The following is a 17,451-nucleotide window of genomic DNA, read 5'->3' as shown; positions in this document are numbered from 1 at the left end:
TTACTTCTTTTGAAAAGCTGTATTTTCGCATAAAAAATCTCCCCAATCGGCAAACAGATTTTATTTTTTAATCTGTCTACTTATTGGGGAGCATATCATAACAATAGAGGTGCAGTTAATGCATTGGAATGCGCTAGCGGTATTTCTTATTATTCCTCATCTTCACCAATTTTGTCTTTTGTAATAGCAGGTAAAATTGTTTGTTTAACATCACTTTCTGTCACTTTTTCAGATTTATATTTTGCTTTTAACTCGAAATATTTATCCAGAGCCTTTCTTGCAATATCATTATTAGCCGAAAAAGGTTGATTAGGGTTTGTTGATGCCCAAGGAATAACTACGGCATAGGCAATTTCTGGATTTTCATATGGCGCAAAGCCAACATGTGTATAAGTAAGGGAGTACTGACCCCAATACTGTCGTAAATCCCCGTAATACATTACTTCAGCTGTTCCAGTTTTCCCAGCCGCTGTATATGGTGCATTCCCAAATTGTCTTTTAGCTGTACCCTTTGAACCTGTATAAACACGACGTAGCCCTTGTTTCACATAGTTAAGATCAGATAGTGGATTATCAATTTGATTTAAAATAGTTGGTCCTATCTCAGTCACTAATTGGCCTAGCGATTGCCCATCTTTTGATGGTTCACGCACTTCTTTGACAACATGTGGCTGAATACGATAACCACCATTTGCTACTGTAGAAATATACTGTGCTAATTGTAATGGTGTATACGTATCATATTGTCCAATCGCTAAGTCGAGTATTTTCCCTCCATCTGTAGGACCAGAGGGACCTCTTACACCGCTAAATTCATTTGGTAAATCAATTCCTGTTTTTACACCTAACCCAAATTGTGCATAAGAATTACGCATTTTCGGGAATGTGTTTTGATTTAAAAGAAGAGGCATTCTATAGCTATATGGTGTTCCATTAATAAGCAGAGCTGTTTTAAACATATAAACGTTTGAAGATTGCTCTAATGCACTTAAACCATCCATTGAAATATAGCCTCCATGATTAAAAATTGATTTTTTTGAATCAGTACCCTTTAACCAGATTGGTTCATCTCCTAATATTGTGCTTGGAGTAATGGCTCCTAGATTGTAACCAGCTAGTAATGTTGCTGCCTTAACTGCAGAACCTGCCTCATAAGCTGTTGTAAAGGTGCCATACGAATAATCGAGTACCTCATATTTTCCTGTTTCAGTATTATTCTCAATTTTTTTACCGACCATTGATAAAATATCGCCTGTATTCGGGTCCATCATTACTAAAAAGGCACGATCAAGCAATGACGAAGCCCCTTGTGATTTTAATTTAAGCAGTTCTTCTTCTACAATCTTCTCGGTTTCAGCCTGTAGCTCACTATCCAGTGATAATATTAAATCTTTACCAGGTTCACCCTCATAAGTTGTAATGGTATCGACTACCTGTCCTTTTTTATTGGTAATATTTTTGACAACTGTTTTTTGGCCTTGTAGTAACTCTTCATATTGCGCTTCAATATAACTTTCCCCTACTCGGTCATTTCGTGAATAGTCACGGGCTAAATAAAAATTCAGCTTCTCTTTTGGGATCCCTTTTGTTGGTACAGTTGTACGACCAAGAATGGATAGTGATGATAGTTTTACTCGTTTCCAATCTGTTGTTGTGTTGACCCCTGGTAGTTCAGTTAAACGCTCGGAGACACGTGCAAATTCATCTGCCGAAACATTTTCACTTTTTATAATTTGAGGTGATAGATTATAACCAGATGCCATCTCTCTAAAGATTGCTAATACTTCTAAGTCTTTCTCTGTCAATTGCAAAAGTTCTTCATTGGTAATGCGTTCGCGTACTAGTTTATCAATCTCTGCATTGATTTGACTTGTTGTAATATTTTCTTTCGCTCGAATTTTAGCTTCTTCAGCATCTGTAACTTTTTCATAGGCAGGGTCATGATTTTTGATAATCCAAAAATCTTGTTTATCACGCAATGTGACACGATTCGTTGGTTGCTCAATTAATTGTGCCACCTTTTCGGCTATGTTTAGCATTTCTTCTGTTGTGGTCGTTTGCATTTTCGTATACGTAATCGCATTTTCTGGATGATTGTCTACTAAAATACGGCCGTATCGATCATACATACGTCCCCTTGGCACACTTGTATTAACAGGTACCTCTTCTTTACGCTCTAAATCGCGTACATAATCTTCCCCTTTAACGATTTGCATATAGCCAAGTCTAAATATTAACATTGAAAATACGATAAATATTGCAAAGAAAAGGATATTCATACGAAATGTTAAATTAGAGTGATGTTTAGCTTTAACACTCGCTGCGCGATTTTTCCCTGGTGCTTTGCGCATATGTATTCCCCTCCTTATCTTTTGTTCATTTCAATACACGATACTTAGTATACCATTCGTAGGTTTGACAGGAAAGCATGCACTTAAGAATTATTATGGAAACATCATTTATTGGACGGTATATAAAGTGGAAAGGTTGCCCTAGTTGTTTTATCCTTTTCTTTTGCATTTATATCCAATAAAAAAGGCTATGCCTCGGTGATTCCTCACCTTAGCATAGCCGTTTACTATTAATAATTATTTAGCAGCTTGGAATTTAGCTTCTACTACATCCCAGTTTACTACGTTCCAGAATGCACCGATATAATCTGGACGACGGTTTTGGTAGTTTAAGTAGTATGCATGTTCCCAAACATCTAAGCCTAGAACTGGTTTTTTACCTTCCATTACTGGAGAGTCTTGGTTTGGAGTAGACGTAACAGCTACTGAGTCACCATCCACGATTAACCATGCCCAGCCTGAACCGAAGCGAGTTGTAGCAGCTTTTGCAAATTCTTCTTTGAAAGCATCGAAAGAACCGAATTTCGCATCGATTGCTTTTGCTACATCACCAACTGGAGTATTAGAACCGCCAGGAGCGATTACTTCCCAGAATAATGTATGGTTAGCATGTCCGCCACCGTTGTTGCGTACAGCAGTTTGTTTGTCAGCTGGAAGAGCGTCAAGGTTTGCGATTAAGTCGTTAATGTCTTTTTCAGCAAATTCAGTTCCTTCTACTGCTGCGTTTAAGTTTGTTACATAAGTATTGTGGTGTTTAGAATGGTGAATTTCCATTGTTTTTGCATCGATATGTGGTTCTAATGCGTCATAAGCGTAAGTTAATTGTGGTAATTCGTAAGCCATTGTTAAGTTCCTCCCTAAAATAAGAAATATTTAGTACATCATTAGATTATCAAAATTGGTCAAACCATTCAACGAAAAATACTTCAATTAGAAGATTTCAGCCTTTTGACTGAAAAACCAATACGTTTACTATCTTACCCACTAGTCCCATTCATTAAACTTCAAACGTAAATATTAAATCGCGATATAAAATACAATGATCATCACAATTTGAATAACAGCCTTAGCAATAGTGGAGGTTAAAAAGCCTATTAATGAGCCAACACCACTTTTCACAGCCTCACTAAATGTCCGTTTCTCCACTATTAATTCAGCAATGACTGCCCCTAAAAATGGACCAATTAGAATACCAGCCACGGGGATGACGAATGGGCCAATTAATAATCCAATGGTGCTTCCCCACATTCCTGCGTTTGAGCCGCCAAACTTTTTAATGCCAAATGCATTCGCCACTGTATCCGCACCAAATAACAGCACTACAAATAATATTTCAATAATCCAGAACCACCAGCTTAACTCGGCGAAGGAGAAAAATAAACCATATAGCAAAAATCCGCCTACTAAAAACAGGACACCTGGGATGATCGGATAGACTAAACCAACAAATGAAATAATAAAGCAGGCTAATACTAAGATCCAGCCAACAACTTCCATAAAGTTTCTCTCCTTTTATCGTACGTTGTCTTTCATACGAACTAACAAAGTGAAAAGTTTCATCTAGTTAATGACGAATGCCTAAAATAGAGTCTGCAATATTTACCGCATGGTCACCAATTCGCTCCAGGTTACTTACAATGTCCATATAGACAATTCCTGCAGCACCACTGCATTCATTGGTATTCAAGCGTGCAATATGTTTCTGACGAAGTTTATCCTCCATATCATCTATCAAGCTTTCTAACTCCGTTACTTCTTGAGCTAAACTTAAGCTTGCTGTATCTAAAGCCTGTATACTTTTACGGACAGCCTCTATAGCTAAACTAAACATGCCAATTAGATCTTGTCTTGCAGATTTACTTAAGCTCACTTCATGATGATCCTTATATTGTAAAAGCTCTAAAATATTTTCAAAGTGATCACCAATACGTTCAAAGTCTCGCACATTTGTTAATAGTGTATGATGTCTTACTGAGTCTGCACGAGAAAGGGGCTGCTTAGACACCATGACTAAATAATCGGTAATTTCATTATCTAGATGATTGAGGCCAGCCTCTAATTGTAAAACTGTAGGGACGTGTTCAGCTTCACCTGTTTTCATGTATAAAAACGTTTCTTCTAAACCACGTAAAGCATGTTCACCCATTCGTAATACCTCCTCTTTGGCTTGACCCAACGCAATCGCTGGAGAAGAATCAATAAAAGAAGGATCTAAATGTTTCGTTGTGACATTAATATGGCCGTCATGTCCTGGTAGCAATTTCGTTACTAAGGTTGCTAATCCTGCAATAAATGGCAATTGAATCATCATATTAAATACATTGAACGAGCCATGAGCAATCGCAATTTGCATACGAGGTTCTAAATGAAATAACTCGCTTACCCATTGAACATATTGCATAAATGGTGTGAAGAATAGCATGAAAATAAACGTACCAATAATATTAAAAAGTACATGTGCAGCGGCTGCACGTTTCGCATAAATCGAAGCACCTAGTGACGCTAATACCGCTGTAATGGTCGTGCCAATATTTTCACCAAATAAAATTGGTAAGGCACTGTTTAAACCGATCAAATGTTCAGCATATAAACCTTGTAGTACACCGACCGTGGCCGTAGAGCTTTGTACAAGTAAGGTAAAAACGGTGCCTAAAAATATCCCTAAAATTGGTTGATTGCTTAAATGAAGCGTTAACGATGCAAAATCTGCAAGTTGATGTAGCGACTGCATACTAGCACTCATCAACTCTAGCCCTAAAAATAAACCACCAAAGCCAAAAAGAATTTGACCGATATGCTGATATGTTGCTTTTTTCAAGAAAAATAAACAGCCTGCACCAATTGCCAACAAGGGATAAAAATAGATACCAATATTAATGCCAATAATAAATGCTGTAATGGTTGTACCAATATTTGCCCCCATAATCACGCCGATTGCTTGACGTAGCGTTAAAAATCCGGCACTCACTAACCCTACAGTTATGACTGTCGTTGCAGAACTTGACTGAATGCAAATCGTAACAAATATGCCCACTAAGACTCCCATGATTGGGTTAGTTGTAAAGCGATTTAACCATTCGCGTAACCGATCATCCGCTGATTTCTGAAGCCCATCACCCATGAATTTAATGGAAAATAAAAAGACTCCTAACCCACCTAAAAACTGAAAGAGTATGCTTTGCCAATCTATTGTCAATTGTTTTCGCTCCAATTCCTACGTCTCTACTACTCTATTTCTAATCTTTAATTGATTACAAACAAAAAGTAAAGAAATCCTTTAACTTCTTTACATAATGTTAACATTTTATCATCAAGTCTCTCTTCATTTATACTTCTTTCATACCCTGTACTCTTTGAACATGTTAAAATATCGATTGGAGGAGATATAGTATGAAACACTCACAGCTTTTTATCGATAGTCTCATTCATCCCAAAAAACTAGCAGCCTATCGTTTACTACCTATCGGAAAAGTTATTCAATATACTTTTCTACTCATTACCCTTGTAACCGTATTCTCTTTAGGGCGGTTTGCAGCAGGTATGTCTGTTGATACGTTTGATATGAACAGTTTAAATGGTTTAACTGAATACATAGATGGCATTAAGTGGCTCTTATATCCGTTCACGTTCTTAATGCTTTTTGTCTTTACAAGCATGCTGATTTTTGCACAAATTGCCCTCTATGCCTTAGCTGGTTTATTTATCTTAAAAGTCATGAAGCGTCGTGGGGAATACCGTCATATTTGGCGGACAACAACGTTTGCCATCACTTGGGCAACATTACTGTCGATGCTAGCAGACTATTTACCAATTAACAGTAGCATAATCTCTGTTTTCTCTTTATTACTAACCATCGTTCTATTAATTGTGTCCTTTACAAAATATCCAAAACAACCAATGTCAAAATAATATGCATGAATCCCCCCTCTCCTAAATATAGTGTAGAAAAGGAGGGGATTTTTTGCGGGCATTCCTATTAACAGCGATCATCATCGTAATCGCTTTTGTCGTGAAAGTAGATTTAACGGAGGGGTCCATACCACTTACATCTATACAGAAAAAAAATACAGAAAACGGCCTTTGTGCACAACAGCGTGAGCCAAATTATATCACGGTACAAACAATTGAAGGAGATACTATTCATAGTTTATTTGCTCTACACCCTGCAAAAGTTCCCATGACCTTTCCAGAACGCTTACAACTATTTTACAACTTAAACCCACACTTACAATTACAGGAACTAATTCCTGGTGAAAATATTAAGCTTCCGCTTACATTTGAATTTGAAAACAAATGTGGAAAATGAAAAGTTAGCGTTTCTTCCTTGTCCTTATTTTCTTACACTGCTAAAATAAATGACAGTGACGGCTGAAAATAGTGGCCCGAAAAGGAGAGAAAGTTAATGAGTGAAATTTGTCACCGTTCAAATACACGTCCTGTATGTGTCGGTAACTTAACAATTGGTGGTAGTAATGAATTATTCATTCAAAGTATGTGTACAACGAAAACACATGATGTAGAAGCAACAGTTGCAGAAATTCTTCGACTTGAAGAAGCAGGCTGTCAAATAGTTCGTGTTGCAGTTCCGGATGAACGTGCAGCAGATGCGATTGCCGAAATCAAAAAACGTATCCATATACCATTAGTAGCTGATATTCATTTTGACTATAGATTAGCATTAAAAGCCATTGAAAATGGTATCGATAAAGTACGTATTAACCCAGGTAATATTGGTCGTAAAGAGAAAGTAGAAGCTGTCGTGAATGCAGCTAAAGCAAAAGGTATTCCAATCCGTATTGGTGTAAACGCTGGTTCCTTAGAGCGTCATATTTTAGAAAAATACGGTTATCCAACAGCCGATGGTATGGTTGAGTCTGCGCTTCACCATATTAAAATCTTGGAAGACTTGGACTTCCACGATATTATCGTATCGATGAAGGCATCGGACGTAAATCTTGCCATTGAAGCCTATGAAAAAGCTTCTAAGGCCTTTAATTACCCGCTTCATTTAGGTATAACAGAATCAGGTACGCTATTTGCTGGTACCGTAAAGTCAGCAGCTGGACTAGGAGCCATCCTTTCAAAAGGGATTGGTAACACATTACGTATTTCACTATCAGCTGACCCTGTAGAGGAAGTAAAAGTAGCACGTGAACTATTAAAATCTTTTGGTCTAGCTTCTAATATGGCAACACTGATTTCTTGTCCAACATGTGGACGCATTGAGATTGATTTAATTTCCATTGCCAATGAAGTAGAAGAGTATATTTCTAAATTGAAAGTACCTTTAAAGGTAGCAGTATTAGGCTGTGCGGTAAACGGACCTGGTGAAGCACGTGAAGCCGATATTGGTATTGCTGGTGCTCGTGGTGAAGGTTTACTATTCATGAAAGGGAAAACGGTTCGTAAAGTCCCTGAAGAAACAATGGTTGAAGAGTTGAAAAAAGAAATTGATAAATTAGCGGCAGAAATGGAAGAAAAACGCGCAGCAGAAGAAGCACAAAAAGCGAATGCCTAAGGAGGTACTAACATGAAAAAGCCCCGCTTTGGTATTGATATTGATGGGACTGTAACATGTCCAAGTACACTCATTCCACATATTAATAAACAATACAACGTAAATATTACGCTTGATGATGTATGTGAATATGATTTTTTATCGGCCTTCCCACACCCCGTTGATCGAAGTGCATTTAATACATGGTTTAAGGAAAATGAGCCTTATATGTACGAAGTTTCAGAAGTGGCAAAAGATGCAAAGAATATTCTAACTGCATGGAAAAGTAATTTTGAGCTCTACTATATTTCTGCACGGGGCGAAAATGTAGCAGACATTACTGTAAATTGGTTTAATACTCAGGCTATTCCTTATGACCATATCGAGCTCTTAGGTAGCCATGATAAGTTAGCCGTTGCAAAAAAGCATCATGTAGAAGCTTTCTTTGAGGATAAACACGATAATGCGGTTATGCTAGCTGAAGAGCTAAAAATACCTGTGGTGTTATTTGATACGCCTTATAATCGTCTTACTGTTCCAGACAATGTTGTAAGGGTTTATAACTGGCAAGAAGCCAATCAATTTATCACAAATTATTTCAAATAAAGTAGAGTCGTGTTCAGACAAAGAACACGACTCTTTTATTTGCATTCGGCGGATGTCATTATTTTTTGACGAGCAGCTCAAAAAATAGAACGTAATGACGGTGAAGCCTCATTATTTTTCACTATACCTCCAGAATTCCCCGTAACCAACGCTCCACAAAATTTTCAAAGGTAATGCCATACGTATCATAGACAGCATGATAAACAAAATAAGTTCCTAAACGATCCAGAATTTCATCATTAATTTTCATCACAAACCGCTCCCTTTCTTCTTGTTTTTTACTAAATTTTCAGACTCTTATACTTCCCAAATGCTGAACAATCGAGTGGAAGTCGCATCGTTGCAAAACCGTCACAATCTACCGCTTTCATGCCCTTTCTTCGTATTTTTCTTTTCGATAAGATAGTAATAACAACTTGCTAGACTGGAGGGACTACTTGTGAAATGGATGACAAAAATAGCTAGTATGACATGCATATTCGCCCTACTGACAGGCTGTGGTGATCGATTATCAGAAATTAAAGATGCGGCTTCAGGCATCAACACAGCGGCAAACTCTGCAGCTAGTGCAGTTAGTCGAGATGTACATGCAATACGCGCTTTAGACATTAACTATAAAGATACATCTTTTACGGTTAATGACCTATTTAAAACTATTTTACGTGACATACGCTGGGATTATGACCCTGAAAAAAATGAGCTTCATGTGAGAGGCACCTGGCAACCCCCACTATTTTCTGATCAACCATGGAATGATGAGTTGAAAGAAAAGCTTGCTGAATCAGGTGTTGTAACCATTACATGTAAAATAAACGATGATAAATTTGATAGCTCTCAGACTAATGTGACGGTTATGAATAACAATGAAATTCTCTTACAAAAAAATGGAGAAAAAGCACTCCATCATCTATACGATACCTATTTACTTTCATTAAACTAATAACGTTTCTGCCATAAAAACTGGCAGAAACGTTATTTTTTTTAAGAAGTCTTACAATTTTGAAATATCGGAGGCTATCATTTGAATAATATAAAACCATCACGTTATAATCAAAAGTATAACGTGATGGTTTGGAGGTGTTTGCATTGGGACAGAGAAATTAAAAATTGGCGAACTTGCTGAAAAAACAGGTATTACTAAACGAACAATTGATTATTATACAAATATTGGCTTGTTGGATGCCGAACGTTCTGCAACAAATTATCGCTACTATGATCCCGCCATGATTGAACGACTTCAATTTATTGAACAGCGCAAACAACAGGGGCTATCACTTGTGGAAATCCAACATGAATTAAATATCACACCCTATGAAGAAATCGATGTACAAATGCTTCGTTTAAAAATGCAAGATTTAGAGCATGATGTAGCTTCTCTGCTAGAACAAATGAACGAGCAAGATTATAAAAAAATTGAAACCATTAAGAAAAATGTTTCGCCTGAAAGTATTGCATTAATGCAATCCTTACTTTTACTTATTCATAATTAGGAGGTGACGTTCTGTTTTTACAGAACGACTATTTGGAGACCATTATAAACTTATCCATTTTTACCATTTTATTAGCTTTAACAGGTTTTTTCGTGGCAACAGAATTCGCCATTGTAAAGGTACGTTCCTCAAGACTTGAACAGCTTATTGCAGAGGGCAATAAAAAAGCCATTGCTGCCAAACAAGTTGTCAATCATTTAGATGAATATTTGTCTGCCTGTCAATTAGGAATTACAGTAACAGCTCTTGGTATTGGTATGGTTGGTGAAAAGACCTTTGAATTTATGCTTCACCCGCTATTTGAAATGATTGGCATTTCAGATAAATATATGACGATCTTTACCATTGGTTCAGCCTTTGCAATCGCAACGTTTTTACATGTTGTTGTCGGCGAACTAGCCCCAAAAACGGCAGCTATTCAAAAGGCTGAAACGATTACCCTTCTTTTCGCGAAGCCCATTATGTTTTTCTATAAAATCATGTACCCATTTATTTGGTTCTTGAACGGCTCAGCACGGGTTTTGATCGGTTTATTCGGTATGAAGCCAGCAAGTGAACATGAGCTTTCACATACAGAGGAAGAATTAAGATTATTGATGTCTGAAAGCTTTAAAAGTGGTGAAATCAATAAAACAGAGCTCAAATATGTGAATAACGTCTTTGAGTTTGATGAACGTATTGCTCGGGAAATCATGGTTCCCCGAACAGAAATTGTTGGGATAGAACGAAATGACACGTTTACGAGTATCATTCATCATTTTGCTGCTGAAAAATATACACGTTACCCTATTTATGAGGGTGACCGCGACAATATCTTAGGATTTATCAATGCCAAAGAACTATTTACGCACGGTTTACTTGAAAAACTTACAGACGATACATTAATTATCGAAGATTTCATTAATCCAGTCATTCGCGTAATAGAAACCATCCCTATTCAAGAATTACTCGTACGCATGCAAAAAGAACGTATCCATATGGCCATTTTAATGGATGAATACGGTGGGACATCTGGTCTAGTAACAGTTGAAGATATTTTAGAAGAAATTGTTGGCGAAATTCGTGATGAATTTGACGATGATGAAATTGCGGATATTCGTAAAATCACTGAAAACCATTATATATTAAATGCAAAAATGCTTGTGGAAGATGTTGAAAATCTACTAAATATTACATTAGAGGCTGAGGAAGTTGAAACTTTAGGTGGTTGGTTCTTAACCGTGAATAATGGTATAAAAGCGTCCACAAATATAGAGCTTGCTCCCTATATCTTCAGTATCTATGAACAGCAAGGACATCAGATCCATTATCTTGAGGTTCGACCTCTACGAATTAGTGCACCCGTCATAACAGAGGTACAGCCATAACAGTACCCTGTTCTGACGAAACGATATTTCTTCATTCCATTATTAGCCATTTCGCGATATAATGAACATAGGAATATGATTCTAGTTTCAGGGGGCTATACACATGACATTGTTTAAACTATATCATTCAGATGGTATACACATTATTACAGACGTAAAAAAACACAAAACAAATATTGAATTAAAAACAATTACAGGCGAAGTACTATATATTATCGTAGTAACAGATGAAAACTACACAGTTTACGATGATCGTTTTGCAGGTGCCTCTAAGCAATTAAATTCTGTAGAAGCTTTTGATATTGATGGCAGTTTCCGTAGCCTAGATTTCGATAATATGCGCACTTTATTTAAAGAAGCCTTTACAAAGCTATTACATGAAATCGCTGAGTGTGTTCAAAGTAAAGAAGAGCTAGTTGATATTGATACACTCCGTCATAAAGTAAGTGCACAAATAAAAGGCATCCATTTCCGTGTCATCTCTGATACAAAAAAATATGAAATTTAACCTCTAGCAGACTGTTCACTTTGGGCGGTCTGTTTTCTTTTTTCACGCTGCTCTTCCCCTTCCCCAGTTGAAACAAAAACACACATCTTGACTTTCATGTATAATGAGACATAACAATCTGAAAATAAGGGGTGTTTAGGATGAATCGTGAACAATTAATCACACTCATTTCAGAAAAACTGAAATTAATCCGTACTGAAAAAACTTTTACACAGGATCAAATGAGTGATTTACTTGGACTATCAAAAAAAACACTTGTCCAAATTGAAAAGGGGCGTATTCTGGCTGGATGGACAACCACTGTTGCCGTATGTACTTTGTGTCGTGATAGTACTATTTTACAGCACGGGCTCGGTGGTGATCCATTAGAGGTTGTGGATTTGATTGCGAATAATGGAACATTACAACCAAAAGAAAAAACGATGGGTGGATACATATGGTGGAAAAATATACATGAGCATGGGGGGTTTCGACTACAACAAAACGTTATAAGCCTTCATTTCCGCATTTTAGACAACAACAATTTTCGTCTGATTTCAACATTTGATGAACAAGTAGCTAAACAAGCATGGGAAAAACTACAGATGTAACCTCACAGTAGCTACTAGACTCCGCTTTAACAGTAGAAGCAGTACCCTTGCTTCTGCTGTTAGATATTACCCCTCCTTCTTCTCTCAAATCCAATACACTATAGACAAATAAATAAAGAAAAAAAATTACTTGTCATATGATAAAGAGAATGAATTCTGTGAAATTTCTATGAAGGTTAACCAGTCGAAGCTAGGAAAGTCGAAATTTGCAGAAATATTTTCTATACTTAATAGTAACCGCTATGAAAGTAGAAAGGATGCGCATGAATGAATCGAATACTAGCAATTAGTGATATACATGGAGAATTAGCGCTTTTTGAAGAATTATTACTAAAAGCAAACTATGATCCAGTAGAAGATCAACTCTATTTACTGGGTGATTACATTGACAGAGGCCCCACTTCAAGTGGCGTATTAAATTTAGTCAGTGAATTACAGGCAAAAGGAGCACGTGTTCTCCTCGGCAATCATGAAGCAATCATGCTCAACGCTTGCCGTTCTGGCCTTGCTAAACCCTGGAACCATTGGGTAGGACTTTGTGGTGGTGATGCGACACTGGCAAGCTATGGCTACCAGTTGGAAGACTTTGAAGAGGCCATTGCTAGCCATACATTACCTAGTTTTATCAAAACGCTGCCAAAGCTAGAAGAACATTTACAGTTAATTGAAAACTTTGAAACATATATCGAATTAGAGGATGCTATATTTGTACATGGTGGAGTTGTACCAGGCGTTGCAATGGCAGAAACAGACCCCATGCAATTCCTGTGGATCCGAGAAGAATTTCATGCAGGTTATCATGGAGAAAAAACAGTCATCTTCGGACATACCCCTACGTATAGACTTCACCATACCCCAACTGATTATAGTGTCTACTTCGGTGAAAACAATATTATTGGCATTGATGGTGGTGCAGTTTTTGGCGGACAATTACACGCATTTGAATGGCCAAGTCGTAAAATCCTATCAGTAGAACATAAAAAACCAACAAGTGACGATTAACTTGTTGGTTTTTTCCATTAATATAACTTAAAAATTACACCTACTAAAGAGTACACAATAACGGTTGAAAATAGTATGGTCATATGGAACAGTGAGAAAACAAACATTTTGGTAGCCCATTTTACTTGATCTTTATTACTATGGTAGCCATAAATACTCATTACTAGCCATGCAACACTTAATAATAATGCAACCAACATAATTCCCACACTTAAGGAACCAAATAAAAAGCTTGATAGGATCAATAAAATTAAATAAAAATTGGTTTGATAATACGTACGACGCATTCCTTTGACAACAGGAAGCATAGGCACACTTGCCGCTTCATAATCTACACGTTTACGAATAGCGATGGCATAAAAATGCGGCATTTGCCAGATAACCATGACAAAAAATAAACCCAGTATTGCGGGGTGTGTAATATCTGTCGATACTGCAGACCAACCAATTAATGGCGGCACAGCACCACTTATACTACCAATCTCTGTATTATAAATTGTACGACGCTTTGTCCACATTGTATAAGGGACTACATATAAAAATACACCTAATAAACCAAATGCCGCTGCTAATGGTGACGCAAGTGCCAACACAGCTACTCCGATGATTAACATAACAATTGCTAATGATAGAGTCGATTTTGCCGACATTTCCCCAGTAACTGTCGGTCTGCTTTGTGTACGAGGCATTATCGCATCGATATCGCGATCATACACATTATTAAAGGCCCCTGCTGCTCCAATCACAAGGGCAGAACCAACTGTTGAAAAAATCATTTCTGGTATATTGTCTATGAACGTCATTTTATTTTTGTACATCCCTAGCGTTAAACCAGCCCACATTGGTATTAAATTGGATTTGATGATTCCTGTTTTGACTGTTTGCGCTAAAATTGTAGAGCGGGACGATTTCCCTCTTGGTTTTGCAGAGGATTGCGGTTTATGCTCCGAGTTCAGATTTTGTTCCATTCATCTTAATTCCTTTTCTCCATAATTTCTGCACGCCTCTATCGATAGAAAGCGACAAAATTTGCATCTAGCACATCAAATTATTATTTTACCCCTTTTAGATCTGTTCTGTCTCTATGTTCACATAAAGTACATGTTTTTATCTAATAAAGCACGCTCATTCACAACATCTTCTATGATACCACCGACTGGCATGAATTTGAACCTTCTTGCTCGATTCTTATCATTACTATTCAAGAAAAGTAATTAGTTATCGATAAAAAAACCAAGGCAGTATTTTGCCTCGGTTTCTATTATTGAAGATCTTCCTGTAGTTGCTGGGCCAAAAATGCCACAAGATCACGCATATTATCAGATGTTACACCATGTCCATCTGGATATTGTTTAAATGTCACAGTGGCACCGAATTGTTCAAAAATCTCTTTACTTTCCATTCCCCATTGAGAAGGAATAACATAATCATAATCGCCGTGGGAAATAAAGGCATGTAAATGTTCAACGGAGCGAATAGAATATTCCTCTGTTACAAATTTAGGCGTATAGCCACTTAATGCCACAATGCCCGTCACTAAATTCCCCATAACAAAGGCTAGTGATTGTGCTAATACAGCTCCTTGGCTAAAGCCTAATAAAAATACTTTATGAGGATCAACTTGGTATTCATCGATTGCCTCTAATATAAATCGTTGCAATGCCACTAATACTTTATCGAAGATGGCACGATCAGGCTGCCCTACCTCTTGTATGGTGAAAAAAGCATAACCAGGTTTTTGTGTGATTGGTCCACGTAAACTAAATATATGACATTGTTCTTGAAAATCTTGTACTAATTGTGGTAAGTCCTCTTCATTACTGCCCATACCGTGCAATAAAAAAATAGCAGGGTATTTTTTCGTAGTGTCCATATTTGTAGGTGGTGTATGCTTAAAAGTAAATGGTGTATTCATGTATTCATATTCCTTTCACAGTAAATCTTTGTAACAAAGTTATAATAATTTTGTTTTATTGATTAATCCATCTGTATGGTAAGCAATATATCCATTGACAATACGGATGGTTTCTAGTGGATCTGCGTCAAAAAGTACTTGTGATTGCTCTGGAGTAGACACAAGAACTGTTAATAAATCCATACGCATAGAATGCCCCGCAGAGCTATATGCATAGTCATAGATGATCGCTTCCTCTGTCATGCCCTCTGTCTCATATTGTTGATGGAACACTTCCTTTACAGTATCCATTTGCTCTGCAACTTGTTGTCGGATACGCATCTGATGCATCAATAATTCCTCTTCTAAAGTGGCTGGCTTCAACCACTTTTTAGCCTCTAGCATGTTCAGAAATTCTTGCTCCCATGCCTGTTCATTTTCTGTAAAGTAGAGCATATTGATCATCAGCATGTCCCAGAAATCAATGGGTGTTGTTGCCGAATTGCGCTGCATTGCAATGGTTTCTTTAAAGTGGTCTTCCACCTTTGTAATATTCATATTGCGAACTAAATGATTACATACGTTTTCAATAAACTTATTTGCCACTTCTTGTGCCATAAAAAATCCGTCCTTTATATCTACAAATCATTTTTTTCTTTCTTATCATACCATGATTGTGAAATATGGCAACGAAGCCATCTCTATAGATGTCTCCCTAGACATCCTGAATGAATTAAGAGAAAACATAGCTATCCATATTATCCATTGTATTTTGAATGGCATCTTTCAATGATCGTTGATATTCACCACAAGAAGCTAATGCCTCCTCCAAAGCTATTGCAGCATTCGCCATAAACGGTGCCATTTGCAAATCCTTGGCCAATTGAATAAGAACTAACGCCTTATTCCATTTCCAGCGAGGATTTGTCGGGTCTAAATTGATCGCCTGTTCCAAATAACCAAGCGCATCAAACGGCATCCAGCCGAAGCGGTGCATCGTTTGTCCTGCTATTCCCCAATAAACAGCCTTATTTGGATTTTCCTTGACGGCTTGTTGAAAGCAATGAACACTTTCATTGTATTGATGGGCAAATAAAAACAGCTCTCCTTGAGTAAAGAAGGATTGGGCTTTGTCTTTGGGTGTTCCTGTTTTCGCAACTTCTTCTAATTGCTTAATACACTTTGCAAATGCTTCTTCATCTTTGATCGCACGTATTTCTACAACCGCATCAGATTCTGGATAGCCTTCATCCGCACGTTCCACATGCTGTATTTCTACATCAAAAGTAGGCTTTGGATAATGAGCCAAATTATACTCTTCAAGTAAAATTATATATTTATGTGCAAGTGCTTTGTCCTCTTCATTTGCAACCATTTTAGCAGATTCATAACATTTCATTAGTTCACCATTGTAAAAATAATCATCCATTGACATCTAAAAATCCCCCCAGTGTGTAACTTTTCAGTATTTTTAGTATACACTACAACATAAAAAGAGACTGATCAAAATTTTGATACAGTCTCTTTTAGTTCTATTTTTTTAACACTACAGTATTTAAGAAGTTGCGTAAATCCTCTTCTTTTAGCGCCCCTACAAAACGGTTCACTTCTTTACCATCTTCAAAACGGATAAATGTTGGTGTTGCTTCAATATGATATTTATCCCATAGATCTTCATATTCATAGACATTCAGTTGAGCAATGTCGACACCCAGTTCATCTGCAATTGGCATTAACTGAGGTGTAAATGCTTGACAGTGGACACAAATTGGGCTGAAGAAATACGCATTAACAGGTTCACCTGCTTTAATTTTTGCCTCTAATTCGTCAGGTAACATAATGTTTTGATAGTTTTTGTCATCTAATTGATCGATTGTTTCTTGTTTAAGCTTTTTATCGCCATAAGGGTTGTTTGCGCTTTCTAGTTTACTTTTGTTTGAGACATTGGTAAGCACAATGATTGCTGCAAATAATACAACAATAACTGAACCAATAATTAATAATTTTTTCACTAGAATAGTGACCTCCTTTTTTACACTAAAACCCTAGTTTTAGTGTATCCGCGATTGATTATAAATTGTTTTTAAAACCTAGTAAACTAATTCGCCTTTTAAAAAAGAAATTTCACATTTATAACATAATTTTA

Annotated in this window: 20 protein-coding genes; 10 read left to right on the top strand and 10 right to left on the bottom strand. The window is 37.0% G+C overall.

From position 1 onward, the window contains the following. Window positions 1-149: 149 nt before the first annotated feature. From AO843_RS01500 to AO843_RS01485, 4 genes are all read right to left on the bottom strand, one after another. Window positions 150-2,351, bottom strand: a complete 2,202-nt coding sequence (locus tag AO843_RS01500) for a peptidoglycan D,D-transpeptidase FtsI family protein (RefSeq protein ID WP_054609381.1) — start codon at window positions 2,349-2,351, stop codon at window positions 150-152. Between the two features lie 237 nt (window positions 2,352-2,588). After that, window positions 2,589-3,194: a superoxide dismutase gene (locus tag AO843_RS01495; protein WP_054609380.1), complete on the bottom strand. Its 606-nt coding sequence runs from the start codon at window positions 3,192-3,194 to the stop codon at window positions 2,589-2,591. 174 nt (window positions 3,195-3,368) lie between these two features. Beyond that, window positions 3,369-3,848, bottom strand: coding sequence for a DUF456 domain-containing protein (locus tag AO843_RS01490; protein WP_054609379.1), 480 nt, complete (start codon window positions 3,846-3,848; stop codon window positions 3,369-3,371). Between the two features lie 67 nt (window positions 3,849-3,915). Next, a complete protein-coding gene (locus tag AO843_RS01485) occupies window positions 3,916-5,547 on the bottom strand; it encodes a Na/Pi cotransporter family protein (RefSeq protein WP_054609378.1) in 1,632 nt (543 codons plus the stop codon). Between the two features lie 194 nt (window positions 5,548-5,741). On the opposite strand from AO843_RS01485, the gene AO843_RS01480 reads away from it, so the two are divergent. The 4 genes from AO843_RS01480 (at window position 5,742) to AO843_RS01465 (ending at window position 8,454) form a co-directional block, all read left to right on the top strand. Beyond that, window positions 5,742-6,260 carry a DUF1189 family protein gene (locus AO843_RS01480; RefSeq protein ID WP_054609377.1) on the top strand — a complete coding sequence of 173 codons (519 nt, stop codon included), beginning with the start codon at window positions 5,742-5,744 and terminating at the stop codon, window positions 6,258-6,260. 52 nt (window positions 6,261-6,312) lie between these two features. Continuing rightward, window positions 6,313-6,657, top strand: a complete 345-nt coding sequence (locus tag AO843_RS01475; protein WP_054609376.1) for a hypothetical protein — start codon at window positions 6,313-6,315, stop codon at window positions 6,655-6,657. Between the two features lie 96 nt (window positions 6,658-6,753). After that, complete coding sequence (gene ispG / locus AO843_RS01470) at window positions 6,754-7,869, top strand: flavodoxin-dependent (E)-4-hydroxy-3-methylbut-2-enyl-diphosphate synthase (RefSeq protein WP_054609375.1); 1,116 nt, start codon at window positions 6,754-6,756, stop codon at window positions 7,867-7,869. 12 nt (window positions 7,870-7,881) lie between these two features. Continuing rightward, window positions 7,882-8,454 (top strand): 5' nucleotidase, NT5C type, encoded by a 573-nt coding sequence (locus AO843_RS01465; RefSeq protein ID WP_054609374.1) that lies wholly within the window; start codon window positions 7,882-7,884, stop codon window positions 8,452-8,454. A gap of 121 nt (window positions 8,455-8,575) precedes the next feature. On the opposite strand, the gene AO843_RS25330 is transcribed toward AO843_RS01465, so the two are convergent. Next, window positions 8,576-8,707 (bottom strand): hypothetical protein, encoded by a 132-nt coding sequence (locus tag AO843_RS25330; protein ID WP_255350362.1) that lies wholly within the window; start codon window positions 8,705-8,707, stop codon window positions 8,576-8,578. A gap of 195 nt (window positions 8,708-8,902) precedes the next feature. On the opposite strand from AO843_RS25330, the gene AO843_RS01460 reads away from it, so the two are divergent. The 6 genes from AO843_RS01460 (at window position 8,903) to AO843_RS01435 (ending at window position 13,411) form a co-directional block, all read left to right on the top strand. Next, the gene (locus tag AO843_RS01460; RefSeq protein ID WP_231630046.1) at window positions 8,903-9,394 is read left to right on the top strand and encodes a hypothetical protein; all 492 of its coding nucleotides are present in this window, start codon (window positions 8,903-8,905) and stop codon (window positions 9,392-9,394) included. Between the two features lie 145 nt (window positions 9,395-9,539). Continuing rightward, window positions 9,540-9,944 carry a MerR family transcriptional regulator gene (locus AO843_RS01455; RefSeq protein ID WP_369814384.1) on the top strand — a complete coding sequence of 135 codons (405 nt, stop codon included), beginning with the start codon at window positions 9,540-9,542 and terminating at the stop codon, window positions 9,942-9,944. A 32-nt stretch (window positions 9,945-9,976) separates the two neighbouring features. Beyond that, on the top strand, window positions 9,977-11,311 hold the full coding sequence (locus tag AO843_RS01450) for a hemolysin family protein (protein WP_054609371.1): 1,335 nt from the start codon (window positions 9,977-9,979) through the stop codon (window positions 11,309-11,311). A 103-nt stretch (window positions 11,312-11,414) separates the two neighbouring features. Continuing rightward, window positions 11,415-11,819 carry a hypothetical protein gene (locus AO843_RS01445; RefSeq protein WP_054609370.1) on the top strand — a complete coding sequence of 135 codons (405 nt, stop codon included), beginning with the start codon at window positions 11,415-11,417 and terminating at the stop codon, window positions 11,817-11,819. A 140-nt stretch (window positions 11,820-11,959) separates the two neighbouring features. Beyond that, window positions 11,960-12,409: a helix-turn-helix domain-containing protein gene (locus tag AO843_RS01440; protein WP_054609369.1), complete on the top strand. Its 450-nt coding sequence runs from the start codon at window positions 11,960-11,962 to the stop codon at window positions 12,407-12,409. A 267-nt stretch (window positions 12,410-12,676) separates the two neighbouring features. Continuing rightward, complete coding sequence (locus tag AO843_RS01435) at window positions 12,677-13,411, top strand: metallophosphoesterase (RefSeq protein ID WP_054609368.1); 735 nt, start codon at window positions 12,677-12,679, stop codon at window positions 13,409-13,411. Between the two features lie 17 nt (window positions 13,412-13,428). On the opposite strand, the gene cyoE is transcribed toward AO843_RS01435, so the two are convergent. From cyoE to AO843_RS01410, 5 genes are all read right to left on the bottom strand, one after another. Beyond that, window positions 13,429-14,379: a heme o synthase gene (gene cyoE / locus AO843_RS01430; protein WP_054609367.1), complete on the bottom strand. Its 951-nt coding sequence runs from the start codon at window positions 14,377-14,379 to the stop codon at window positions 13,429-13,431. A 293-nt stretch (window positions 14,380-14,672) separates the two neighbouring features. Beyond that, window positions 14,673-15,326 (bottom strand): alpha/beta hydrolase, encoded by a 654-nt coding sequence (locus AO843_RS01425; RefSeq protein WP_054609366.1) that lies wholly within the window; start codon window positions 15,324-15,326, stop codon window positions 14,673-14,675. A 39-nt stretch (window positions 15,327-15,365) separates the two neighbouring features. After that, a complete protein-coding gene (locus AO843_RS01420) occupies window positions 15,366-15,923 on the bottom strand; it encodes a hypothetical protein (RefSeq protein ID WP_054609365.1) in 558 nt (185 codons plus the stop codon). A gap of 115 nt (window positions 15,924-16,038) precedes the next feature. Continuing rightward, the gene (locus AO843_RS01415; RefSeq protein WP_054609364.1) at window positions 16,039-16,740 is read right to left on the bottom strand and encodes a tetratricopeptide repeat protein; all 702 of its coding nucleotides are present in this window, start codon (window positions 16,738-16,740) and stop codon (window positions 16,039-16,041) included. 97 nt (window positions 16,741-16,837) lie between these two features. Next, entirely contained in the window at window positions 16,838-17,317 is a 480-nt protein-coding gene (locus tag AO843_RS01410; RefSeq protein WP_054609363.1) for a thioredoxin family protein, read from the bottom strand. Window positions 17,318-17,451 lie beyond the last annotated feature (134 nt).

The sequence above is a fragment of the Lysinibacillus sp. ZYM-1 genome (genome assembly GCF_001308875.1).
GTDB lineage: Bacteria > Bacillota > Bacilli > Bacillales_A > Planococcaceae > Lysinibacillus.
This window is presented reverse-complemented; position numbering and strand designations above follow the sequence as displayed.